This window comes from Paenibacillus sp. J22FR21 (assembly GCF_056269135.1).
This window is the reverse complement of the sequence record NZ_JBWDNJ010000001.1, coordinates 186,285-198,259: the sequence shown is the minus strand read 5'-3', so window position 1 is coordinate 198,259 and position 11,975 is coordinate 186,285. Positions and strand designations below refer to the sequence as shown.

The 11,975-nt window shown below is 49.8% G+C and carries 11 protein-coding genes; all 11 read right to left on the bottom strand.

Features of this window, described 5'->3' with window-relative positions:
• Positions 1–28: 28 nt before the first annotated feature.
• Positions 29–706 carry a methionine ABC transporter permease gene (locus AC0YNS_RS00900; RefSeq protein WP_475779213.1) on the bottom strand — a complete coding sequence of 226 codons (678 nt, stop codon included), beginning with the start codon at positions 704–706 and terminating at the stop codon, positions 29–31.
• Positions 703–1,707, bottom strand: coding sequence for a methionine ABC transporter ATP-binding protein (locus tag AC0YNS_RS00895; protein ID WP_475780074.1), 1,005 nt, complete (start codon positions 1,705–1,707; stop codon positions 703–705). Before AC0YNS_RS00895 ends, AC0YNS_RS00900 begins: the two co-directional genes overlap by 4 nt.
• A gap of 152 nt (positions 1,708–1,859) precedes the next feature.
• Positions 1,860–2,582: an RNA polymerase sporulation sigma factor SigE gene (gene sigE, locus AC0YNS_RS00890; RefSeq protein ID WP_090638315.1), complete on the bottom strand. Its 723-nt coding sequence runs from the start codon at positions 2,580–2,582 to the stop codon at positions 1,860–1,862.
• Positions 2,561–3,565, bottom strand: coding sequence for a sigma-E processing peptidase SpoIIGA (spoIIGA, locus tag AC0YNS_RS00885; RefSeq protein WP_475779212.1), 1,005 nt, complete (start codon positions 3,563–3,565; stop codon positions 2,561–2,563). The genes sigE and spoIIGA overlap by 22 nt, the downstream gene beginning before the upstream one ends.
• Positions 3,566–3,853: 288 nt before the next feature.
• The gene (gene ftsZ, locus AC0YNS_RS00880; RefSeq protein WP_475779211.1) at positions 3,854–4,975 is read right to left on the bottom strand and encodes a cell division protein FtsZ; all 1,122 of its coding nucleotides are present in this window, start codon (positions 4,973–4,975) and stop codon (positions 3,854–3,856) included.
• A 16-nt stretch (positions 4,976–4,991) separates the two neighbouring features.
• A complete protein-coding gene (gene ftsA, locus AC0YNS_RS00875) occupies positions 4,992–6,236 on the bottom strand; it encodes a cell division protein FtsA (protein WP_475779210.1) in 1,245 nt (414 codons plus the stop codon).
• Positions 6,237–6,477: 241 nt separating this feature from the next.
• Complete coding sequence (locus tag AC0YNS_RS00870) at positions 6,478–7,242, bottom strand: cell division protein FtsQ/DivIB (protein WP_475779209.1); 765 nt, start codon at positions 7,240–7,242, stop codon at positions 6,478–6,480.
• Positions 7,243–7,333: 91 nt separating this feature from the next.
• A complete protein-coding gene (gene murA / locus AC0YNS_RS00865; RefSeq protein WP_091219514.1) occupies positions 7,334–8,614 on the bottom strand; it encodes a UDP-N-acetylglucosamine 1-carboxyvinyltransferase in 1,281 nt (426 codons plus the stop codon).
• A 15-nt stretch (positions 8,615–8,629) separates the two neighbouring features.
• Positions 8,630–9,535, bottom strand: coding sequence for a UDP-N-acetylmuramate dehydrogenase (gene murB, locus AC0YNS_RS00860; RefSeq protein ID WP_475779208.1), 906 nt, complete (start codon positions 9,533–9,535; stop codon positions 8,630–8,632).
• A gap of 178 nt (positions 9,536–9,713) precedes the next feature.
• Positions 9,714–10,826: an undecaprenyldiphospho-muramoylpentapeptide beta-N-acetylglucosaminyltransferase gene (murG, locus tag AC0YNS_RS00855; protein ID WP_475779207.1), complete on the bottom strand. Its 1,113-nt coding sequence runs from the start codon at positions 10,824–10,826 to the stop codon at positions 9,714–9,716.
• Between the two features lie 7 nt (positions 10,827–10,833).
• The gene (gene spoVE / locus AC0YNS_RS00850; RefSeq protein WP_475779206.1) at positions 10,834–11,931 is read right to left on the bottom strand and encodes a stage V sporulation protein E; all 1,098 of its coding nucleotides are present in this window, start codon (positions 11,929–11,931) and stop codon (positions 10,834–10,836) included.
• Between the last annotated feature and the right edge of the window lie 44 nt (positions 11,932–11,975).

Sequence of the window (11,975 nt, the reverse complement as noted above, 5' to 3'; positions counted from 1 at the left end):
CTGTATAAAGCTTTCTATGCTGTTCACCTTACTTCCGGCTAAATCGGCGTACCAGATAATCACCGGCCATCTGCAGGATCTGAACCAAAATAATAAGACAAGCTACTGTAACAATCATGACGCTGGTCTGGAATCTCTGATACCCGTATCGCAGTGCCAGGTCACCTAAACCGCCGCCTCCGATTACGCCTGACATCGCTGTGTATGAAACGAGTGTAACAGCTGTTATTGTAATGGCCGCTATTAAACCAGGCCTTGCTTCAAGCAGCAGCACACGCCTTACAATGTCCATGCGGGATGCCCCCATCGACTGCGCGGCTTCGATCACGCCTCGGTCAACCTCGCGCAGCGAAGTCTCCACCAATCTTGCGAAGAACGGCGCGGCAGCAATCACAAGCGGCGGAATTGAGCCCTGCACGCCAAGCGTTGTACCGGTTATCGCTTTCGTTAGCGGCATGATCATGATCATGAGAATAACGAAAGGGACAGAGCGAAGGATATTAACAATAAGTGAAAGTGCGGCATAGACAACCGGCTGTTCCAGCAGCTGTCTTCTGGAAGTGAGGAATAGAACTACCCCCAGAATCAAGCCGAGAATGATGGTGAACAGCAACGATGCACCAAGCATGGTCAGCGTATCCTTGGTCGCCTTCCATACTTCCTCCGGCCGAACATCCGACCAGTCGATACCTTGTTTCAACATCATTTCAGCTCACCTACTTCCAGCCCTTTATCGCGCAGGCCCGCAAGCACTTCGTCAATCTCACGGTCATTGCCGATAAATTCGATCACAAGCTGGCCATACGGAGTATTCTTCATACGTGAAACGGTCCCTTGCAATATCGTAAATTCCACGGTGGTGGATTTAACGGCATTAAACAGAAGCGGCTCATACGTTACTTCGCCGACATAGTTCATCTTCACGAGTCGACCGCTGCGCGTACCGATTAATTCACGCGGATCGAAGGAATCTGCAATCTGGCTGACAAAATCCATCGTGATGGCATGCTGCGGTTTGAGGAATACATCCAGCACGTCACCCATCTCTACGATTTCTCCCCCGTCAATGACGGCGACACGATCGCAAATCGAACGAATGACATGCATTTCATGCGTAATTAGAAGTATCGTAATGCCTAGCTTCTCGTTAATATCAAGCAGAAGGGATAGAATCGCGTTTGTCGTTTGCGGATCCAGTGCTGAGGTTGCTTCATCGCAGAGGAGCACATCCGGATTGTTGGCAAGCGCTCTAGCTATGCCGACACGCTGCTTCTGACCTCCTGAGAGCTGGGCCGGGTATTTGTCTGCATGCTGCTCCAAACCCACCAGCTTCAATAGCTCGTCCACTCTTTGCTTGATCGTTGACCTTGATTGTTTCGCCAATTCCAGCGGGAAAGCAATGTTATCACGAACCGTCGCCATCGAGAGCAGATTAAAATGCTGAAAAATCATTCCGATTCGGCGGCGTTCCTGCTGCAATTGCGTCGTAGAGAGCTTCGTCAGCTCTACATCTCCAACCTTTACAGTCCCTGCGGTAGGGCGCTCCAATAGATTTACACAACGCAGCAACGTGCTTTTGCCTGCTCCGGAGTGTCCGATGATGCCGAATATATCGCCTTTATTTATAGTAAGATTGATATTTGTTATCGCATCCACTTTCGTCTTGCCGGTGCTATATGACTTGCTTATGTCTAAGAGCTCAATCAGCGGTAAAACCTCCTGCCATCCTTCGTATGTTGAAAGAACAACCTGCATTATAAACAACTTTCACACGCTTTGTCACTGGATTGAATTGCTACTTAACCGTAAAAAGCCCGCAATCCCCATGATTATGGGAATTGCGGACATTTGTTCACCAATTAGACCATTTTATTAAACTCTTTCCGCAGCCGTTTAATGATTCGTTTCTCCAGCCTTGAAATATAGGACTGCGAAATGCCGAGCAAATCGGCGACATCCTTCTGGGTTTTCTCTTCCCCATCCGCAAGACCAAAACGCAGCTCCATAATAATCCGTTCGCGCTCGGTCAGCTTATCCAGCGCTTTATGAAGCAGCTTACGGTCTACCTGCTCTTCAATATTGCGGTAGATCGTATCATTCTCTGTTCCAAGCACATCGGATAGGAGCAGCTCATTGCCATCCCAATCGATATTGAGCGGTTCATCAAAAGATACTTCCGTCCTTGTCTTGCTATTGCGGCGCAAGTACATCAATATTTCATTCTCGATACAGCGTGAGGCATACGTAGCGAGCTTGATTTTCTTCTCTGGATCAAATGTGTTGACCGCTTTAATGAGCCCGATTGCGCCGATGGACACCAAATCTTCGATATGAATGCCCGTATTCTCAAACTTCCTGGCAATGTACACGACTAAACGAAGATTGCGTTCAATCAGCATCGCTCGGATCGCGGAATCGCCTGATGGCAGCTTCTCGAGCAAATATTCCTCTTCTTCACGTGTGAGCGGGGGTGGCAGCGCCTCGCTCCCGCCGATATAATAAATTTCCTCGCTCTTTAATCCGAATAAAAACAAAACGCGATAATAATATAACTGCAGGATCAATTTCCATTTGACGAGCATGCTGTTCCATCCCTTCCCGAAGAACTGTGTATTGTATCGATCGTGACACTTCGATTTTGAAGAAGTGACGGATGGATGATCGCCTGGTAGGTGCCGTCATGGGCGAGTTTACCGGCGTCTAAACCAATGAGCACTTTCTTGGATTCATAGACTTCACCATCGCGATTGATGATGACTTGATCCGGTTTAATCGCCAGCATGAACTGTGCGCCACGATTTACACCACGATAAGGCACTAGTCTAAGCCGGTCTCGCCAAATGAAGGGCGTATCATCCGTCATGCTCGCTAAGAGCTTATCGACCTGCGATTCCCGAATTTGAGCAATCCATGAAGCAGGCAGCACATCTTGCCAAACGGCAGCTTCCATGACCATGACCGGTGTTCGGGTCAGCGGTTCGTACAGCTGGTTACCCGTGTCGATCAGACCTGTGCAGCTATACTCCTTATCCTCGATTCGAACCTTCACCTCCGCGAGATGATTGGTGACCAAATCACGTTCTTTGCGCTGTGTCATCACCGATCGGTAGATATAATAGCCGACGCCAATAAGACTGAAGACAAAGAGCATCGATGGCTTCAGCATGAAATATAATTTCCCATTTACAGTGGCGACGGTATGCCAGAGCTTATTGGAGCTGTTCATAAACAAGTAATGGGCTCCTATTACAGCACCAGCGGCGGCGAAGTTGACGCCGTAAAACGCTCCGACATGTCGAGCAAAATATTGAACGCTTCCAAATCCGAACGCTATGAGCAGCATGATGATAGACAACGCGACCTTGATGACGATTGTAAACAAGAACGACAACGGCGGAAACACAATCATTACGGCATACAAGCTGCCAACACCGGCAGCGAGGAGAACTCGCCACCACTTTGCACGTATACTTCGTACCCAAGCTGTGAGAAGTAAATTCGAGCCGTCTATGAGCAGGTTGACCATGAATAATACGTCGAGATAAACTGCATCCAGTGCATTCACCTTCCTGCCGCACTTCCCTGCTCGCCGTTTCCCTCGTAAAAGCTTAGCGAGGATTTGCGGCTTGTGTCTAGTATAGTTAAATCCTATTACAATGTCTGTCTAAACATGCCGTCAGGAGTGATCTTTTTTTGTCGATGACGCACTAACTGTTATCGCCAATCTCCGGCGATCGGTTAGTGCAAAGGTGATTGGTTTGCTCGCAATCGAGTGAGCCAGAAGCAGGTAAAAATAGCAAAAAAGCCGCTTTCCGGTGTACCGGAAAGCGGCTAAAGTCCTTATTGTTACTGACTAGGTGTTGCGACGATTGCGAAGAAATGCCGGAATATCGAGTTGATCGCTGCTGGATACATTGCTGCCGAACGGTTTTGGACCCGTGCTTGCAGCTTGTTGGCGTGGAGCCTCAGTGCTTGTTGATTCGGTTTGTCCAGCTACGGGACGACGAACCTCAGCTCTGTTACGGTGCTCGAAGCCTGTTGCGATAACCGTTACTTTAATTTCTTCTTTCAAATTCTCATCGATGCTAGCACCGAAGATCATGTTTACGTCCGGATCGGAAGCCGAAATGACGATTTCAGCTGCTTCATTCACTTCATAGAGCGAGAGATTAGCGCCGCCAGTGATGTTCATGATGATACCGCGTGCACCGTCGATGGACGTTTCAAGCAACGGGCTTTGAATGGCTTTGCGAGCTGCATCGGCAGCACGGTTCTCGCCTGTAGCATTGCCAATCCCCATCAGAGCAGAGCCGCGCTCCGCCATAATCGTCTTCACATCCGCGAAGTCAAGGTTGATCAGACTTGGCATCGCGATCAAGTCGGAGATGCCCTGCACCGCTTGCTTCAACACGTTATCCACTTCGCGGAACGCTTCCAGCATCGGTGTCTTCTTGTCTACGATCTCAAGCAAACGGTCATTCGGGATCACGATTAAGGTGTCTACTTTTTCTTTGAGCGCTTCGATACCCAGCTCGGCTTGTCCGGAGCGTTTGCGTCCTTCGAATGTAAATGGACGTGTTACGACACCGACTGTCAGCGCGCCGCATTCACGAGCGATCTCGGCGATAACGGGAGCAGCACCTGTGCCGGTTCCCCCGCCCATACCTGCTGTTACGAATACCATGTCCGCGCCTTTCAGCGTGTTCATGACCGATTCACGTGATTCTTCAGCTGCTTTCTTACCAACCTCAGGGTTTGCACCTGCGCCTAGTCCGCGAGTCAGCTTGTCACCGATTTGAAGCTTCTGCTCCGATTTCGCCATATGCAATGCTTGCGCATCTGTATTCACAGTTATGAACTCTACGCCTTTGACTCCATTCTCGATCATCCGGTTAACAGCATTGCTTCCGCCGCCGCCTACACCGATGACTTTGATTTGGGCCATCAGCTCATTATCGAAATCAAATTCCAACATGTTGTTGCTCCCCCGATCAAATAAATTCACTAAACATATTTTTCAATTTTTCAAAAAGACCAGGCTTCGAGGGCGAATTCGTTGAACTGGACTTCCGGTTGGCACTCTTCTTAGGCGAAGAAACTACCTTACCTTTCATATACTTCGAAACATATTGAATCATACCAACACCACTGGTAAAAGCAGGATCGCGAACGCCGATATAATCCGGCACCGCAATGCGTACGCTTGCTTCCAGCTCATGTTGGGCCAGTGCCAATGTTCCCGGCATCGTCACTGTACCGCCCGTTAGAACGTATCCATTGATCTTATCGCCGTAGCCAAGTCGGCGTACTTCTTGACGGATCAAGTGGAAAATTTCTTGCATGCGTGGTTCTATGATGTTGGCCAGGTCAACCTGAGAGAATTCCTTCTCCACGTTACTGCCCATACGCATAACTTTGAATTTCTGATCTTCAGCCGCATCATCGATAAGTGCACAGCCGAATTTCTGCTTGATTTTCTCGGCTTGTTCGGTTTGAGTACGGAGTCCGTAGGAAATATCGCTGGTCACATACTCGCCGCCAACCGGCAGCGTGGAGGTTGCAACAATGCTTCCTTGCTCAAAAATTGCAATGGTACTGGATCCGGCGCCAATGTCTGCGAGGACAGTACCCATCATTTTCTCATCTTTGGTGAGCGCCATTTGTCCAGACGCCAATGACATTAGAATAATGCCGGCAATACGCAAATTTGCTTTCTCGACGCACCGGGCTAAGTTATGTATTGCTGTTTTGGCTCCGGTAACGAGCGTTGCTTCTACTTCCAGACGAACACCAATCATGCCTCTAGGATCTGAGATACCTTCAAGACCGTCAACCAAGTACTGCTTTGGAACTAGGTTAATGATTTCGCGTTCCGGAGGTAAAGCTACTACTTTCGCCGCTTGCAATACGCGTTCGATGTCTTCTTCTCCGATTTCTCGATCTTCGTTGGAGATGGCGACAACGCCGTGATTCGTTTGCAAACCGATATGGTTGCCTTGAATGCCTACATATACATCGCTTATTTGAATACCGACCATACGCTCGGCGTGATCCACCGCATTGCGAATGGATTGAACGGTTTGGTCAATATCAACGATAGCCCCTTTACGGATACCTTCCGAGTCGGCAGATCCAACTCCAATAATATTAATGACGCCGTTATTCACTTCGCCAATAATAGCACGAACCTTGGATGTACCGATGTCCAAACTGACGATGATGTCATTGCTGCTCAACCTCTGGCACCTCCGTTCAACATTAATTAGGTACATTAATTAGGCACATTAATTGTCGTGACTGCTTTGCATTTCTTTTTAATTCAACGCAATCCTGAATATCCCTCTTTTTTCTACAATTTTTTCAAGGTTTATTTAAACGTCCATTACATGAATGTACATGCTCTGGTTGATGTTCTTCCGAAAAAATGCAAAAAGGGCAATTAAATCTACATAACTAAAATTCTATCATTCTTTGAAGCTATTGAGTAGTCTCTTTTTGGGAAATACCCTGATTATCTGCGACTTCAGGCGTAAACGATGCATATTTATCCGCAAGCAGCATAGTAATTAGTCCCGGGGGCTGAATTTCAATCACGGCATTCAGCGTTGGGATTTTCTCAGGCAGCAGCGACACGGCAGTAATGACCTCAAAACGCGTCCTGGTGTAGATTTTGATCCGATCCTTGTAAGAGGGGGACGGTTCTGGTTTAATCTCTGAGAAGTCTGCTATAGCGTCTTCCGGAATCGCTGACAGCGTTTTGCAAAGCTCAGCCAATACAGGGTCATCCGACTTCCAACCGGACAGAATCGGCTTGTCGACAATCATTTCGGAACCGGCTGCAATCCCTGTTCCGTTAGCCAAAATCGCCGTGATTTCTCCGTTCTTCGACAATGTGTAGGCGACTGTTTCGAACTCCTGCACATGGATCGTAATGCTGCCGGGGAACGATTTGGTTACTTTTACATTCTCGATGGCCTTGATCGTATGCACTCTTGCTTCTAATTTGCTTTCGGAAGTACCGAAGAAAGAATCTCCTGCGGCGATGCCGACTACCTTGCGGATTTCGGCTGCATTCAGGTAATGCTGGCCTTCAATAGTCACAGTTGCTACTTTGCTAATGGAAGAATTAAAGAATAGTACACCAAGAATGACGACGAATAATAAGAAAAGCACCGCTAACAGCTTCTTGCCGCTTCTGCGCCGTTTCACGGGTTCGCGCAGCACGGGCATCTTCTCTTGCATAGCTTGTCCCCTCTTTGTATAAACGCAAACGGCTTCCCGCCAATCATGGCAAGAGCCGCTCACGCGTTCTTATATCTGTCCACACACGATGTTATGGAACGATTTGGTTGTTCGGCACAGGTGAATAGCGGGTAATTCTGGCTCCCAGCCTGCCCAGCATGGTCTCAATCCGGTCATAACCACGATCGATATGATGCACCTGCTCCACGACGGTTTTTCCTTGCGCGGCAAGCCCTGCAATAACTAGAGCTGCACCTGCGCGCAAATCCGTTGCTTCAACCGTAGCACCATACAAACGCGACACCCCGCGGATGAAAGCGGAGTTCAGATCAACGCGGATGTCCGCTCCCATGCGTGAGAGTTCATCGACATGCTTGAATCTGCCTTCAAAAATCGTTTCTTTCATTACACTTACACCGTCTGCCAGTGCAAGGAGAACCATTATTTGCGATTGCAAATCGGTAGGGAATGCTGGATAAGGCGAGGTTACGATGCGGTCAACAGCTTTAGGGCGTGCTGCAGTACCTACTTTGATTATATCATCGTCAACCGTTATTTGAACACCTGTGCGTCTAAGCACATGGATGAGAGAGGTTAAGTGCGAAGGACATGTATTCAGCAGCGTCACCTGCCCGCGCGTTGCGGCAGCGGCTACCATCACCGTTCCGGTCACAATCCGGTCCGGAATGACTTGATAGCGGCATGGCGTCAGCTTCTCTACTCCTTCGATCGTAATCGTATCCGTACCGGCACCGAAAATCTTAGCACCCATACTGTTCAAGAAATGCTGTAAATCTTGAATTTCCGGTTCACGAGCAGCATTGCTGATCGTAGTCAGCCCCTCGGCGAGCACCGCGGCCATCATAATGTTCTCCGTAGCTCCGACGCTCGGGAAATCCAGGTGAATTTCCGCGCCTTTCAACCGTTTTGCATAACAGACTATTCGGCTGTCTTCCTCGTCGACCTGCGCCCCCAGCGCCCGAAGGCCGCTAAGATGCAAATCGATTTTCCGTTCTCCGATCGCGCAGCCGCCTGGCTGATATATCGTTACTTCGCCAAACCTTGCTAACAGCGGCCCCATAAGAAAAATGGATGATCGCATTTGACGCATAAGAGCCTCAGGAATGTGGGAAGAATGCAAGCTTGACGTATCGAGCGTGACGGTTTCGTCCTCGTGCTCTGCCCGGCAGCCAAGTTCGCGCAAAATGTTAAGCATGACGTCGATATCAAGCAGTTTAGGTACATGATCGATCGTCACTTTTCCTTCTACCAGCATACTAGCAGCTAAAATCGGCAAAGCGGCATTTTTCGCGCCTTGGATAACAATGGTTCCTGAGAGAGGTTTCCCGCCTTCAATCACCAATTTGTCCAATTTATCACCTCCGGATTACCGCTCACCCATAACCAGTACCTCCGCCACCAGTTCGACTCCAAATTTGTCCTTCACGGTGCTTTGAATGGTTTTCATCAGGGTGAGAACGTCTTCAGCTTTCGCTTGCCCGGTGTTGACAATGAAATTGGCATGCAAGTTTGAGATCTCGGCGCCACCGCAGCGCATTCCTTTGAGACCCGCTTCTTGAATGAGCCTTGCGGCAAAATCATTCGGCGGATTGCGGAACACACTTCCGGCACATGGCAATTGCAGCGGTTGAGTCAGCAGACGACGCTGTTTATAAGAGGAAGTAGTCGACATAATGTCTTTACGCTCTCCCTGCTCAAGCTCAAACACGGCTCCAATGACGATGCCCGGTCGTTCATGCAAGCATGAATGACGGTAAGTGAACTTCATATCCTCTATTCCGTAGCGAACCAATTCCCCTGTTTCCAGTACAATGTCAGCTGATTTGAAGATACGTGACACATCCGACCCGTGAGCGCCGGCGTTCATATAAACAGCTCCGCCTACCGATCCTGGAATTCCCCCCGCGAACTCCAATCCGGATAACCCTTCCTTGGCTGCCAGAACCGACAGCTTGATAAAGGAATAAGCGGCACCTGCATGAACGAGCGTGCCATCAAATCGTGCATAATCGAATGCTTCACCCGGTTGAATGACGACGCCGCGGATTCCTTTGTCGCTGACTAGCATGTTGGAGCCGCGTCCGAGATTGGTCCACTGTACCCCATGTATATGGAGCAACCGGACGACCGACACCAGCTGGTCTTCGGTATTCGGAATAATAAGTACATCTGCCGGTCCACCGATTTTCCAAGTTGTAAATTCGGAGAGTGGCTTGTTAAACAGGACTTTCCCTGCATCTATTTCGCTTAGCTCCGCCAAAAACTGCTCCATCTGTCGTACCTCCTTCTGCTATAGCGATTGAAACTTGCCTGGCGCTCGTTCGCTCCTCCGGGTGGCCCGCCGCCTTGCTGTTTAGCAAAGACTGAGAGGCCCGCCGGGTGACGGTCACGATTATGCCATATACTATGCCTTCCCGCACAGGAGTGTGACAATCGCCTATAGGACAGACTTATTTTTGTCTTGTTGTTAATTGCTTCAATTGATTGACAATCAGCGCTGCCGAATCCGGCACGCCTAGTGATTTCGCAGCGGTATTCATCGCCGTTTGCGTTTGCTTGCTATTCATAATCTGACTGATTCGCTCGAAGAGGAGCTCACCGTTCAGGTTGCGTTCAAGGATCATTTCGGCTGCACCGGCATCTACCAAACTTCTGGCATTCGCTTCCTGATGGTTGTTTGTCACGTTCGGCGACGGAATCAGAATCGATGGGATGCCAAGTGCCGTCAATTCGGCGATCGAGGATGCGCCGGCTCTTCCGACTACTAAATCGGAAATCGCCAGCACCTCCGGCATGTGATGCAAATACGGCAGCACTTGAAGGTATTCGGAACGTGCCTGCAGCACTTCATCCATGCGGCGCTTCGTATTCTCGTAATAGCTTTCTCCGGTCACAAACACAAAATGGACGTCTGGCAGCCGCTTAAGCAGCGGTGCCATGTCCACCATGACATCATTTATCGCTTTCGCCCCTCGGCTGCCCCCTACAAGCAGCACGACTCGACTGCCTGCCGGAATGTTTAGCCTGGTGTAGCCTTGCTCTTTATCGGCGCGAACGACGCTGGTCGCACACGGATTTCCGGTAAATATCGTATTCGGCTGCCGCTTGAATTGCGACAGCGCATCCTTGAAGCTGACCGCTACGCTGCTCGCATATCGGGAGAGAAATTGGTTGGTCAAGCCTGCAACCGCATTCTGTTCGTGGATAAGTGTCGGGATGCCCAGTTTTGCAGCCGCATAGATAACGGGTCCGCACACATAACCGCCTGTACCGACAACTACGTCCGGTTTAAAGTTTCTCAGCAGCTGCTTGGATCTCCGAACACCTTTTAGGAAACGCATGACCGTCCTGACATTCTCGAACGAAAGCTTTCGTCTAAAGCCTGTAATTTCGACCGATTCGAAGGGAATGCCCTGCGCAGGCACGATCCGGCTTTCAAGCCCCTTCGGGGAGCCGATGTACAGGATGGACGAGTCCGGCTGCTCCTCCATCACCTGCTTGCCAATTGCAAGCGCGGGATAGATGTGGCCGCCTGTTCCGCCGCCTGTCAATACGATACGCATGTATTAGTCACCTCGAGTAACGGGATATATTCAGTAAAATACCTAACGATGTCAGAAGCAGTGTCAGCGAGGAACCTCCGTAGCTAACGAGCGGGAGTGTGATTCCCGTAACCGGCATCATGCCGATAACAACCCCGATATTGATAAACACTTGTACGGCAACAATGCCGATAATGCCGACGGCCAGCAGGCTGCCGAACGTATCGGGAGCTGCAATTGCTGTCCGCATGCCTCGCCATAGCAAGATAGCGAACAATGTAATAATCGTAGTTCCGCCTATGAAGCCAAGTTCCTCCGACACAATCGAGAAAATAAAATCGGTTTGCGGTTCTGGCAGATAGCTGAATTTCTGTCTGCTCATTCCGAGGCCAAGGCCTACCAACCCCCCTGGTCCAATCGCATAAAGCGACTGAATGGACTGATAGCCTGCACCAAGCGGATCTGCCCATGGATCGAGAAAGGCTGTAATTCGCTGCAGCCTGTACGGCGCTGCCAGAATAAGTCCGACAAGGCCGGCTACACCTACTAAAGCCAGCGATCCCAAATGCGTTAAACGCGCGCCTGCTGTATAAATAACGAGCAGCGAAGCGCCGATCATGACGGCTCCTGTGCCCAGATCCGGCTGCATCATGATGAGGCCGAAGGCCAGTCCCATAATACCAAGCGGCGGCAGAAGGCCTTTCGTAAACTGCGTTACTGCCTGCTGTTTGTCCGCAAGCATCTTCGAGAGAAAGATAACCATCGCAAGCTTCATAAACTCGGATGGCTGAATGCCAAACGAGCTGATACCAAGCCAGCTTCGCGCACCGCCGCGTACGACCCCGATGCCGGGGATCAAGACGAGCAGCAGCATGCCGAAACAAACGAATAGACCGAGCTTCGCCCATTTGCGCCAAATCCAATAGTCTGCGTTCATCGTGACGATCATCGCCCCAATTCCGAGCGCAGCAAACAGCACCTGTCGTTTCACATAATAAAATTTGTCTCCAAATTCATGGAAGGCCAGCACCGCACTGGCGCTGTACACCATTACAAGTCCGATAGCCAAAATGAGTCCAATCGAAATGATCATCCACATATCCGGGGCAGACCTGGCTTTTGCCATAGCGAGAACACCTCTTGCAAGCTTAAGTAGGGACAAGCCCCCTA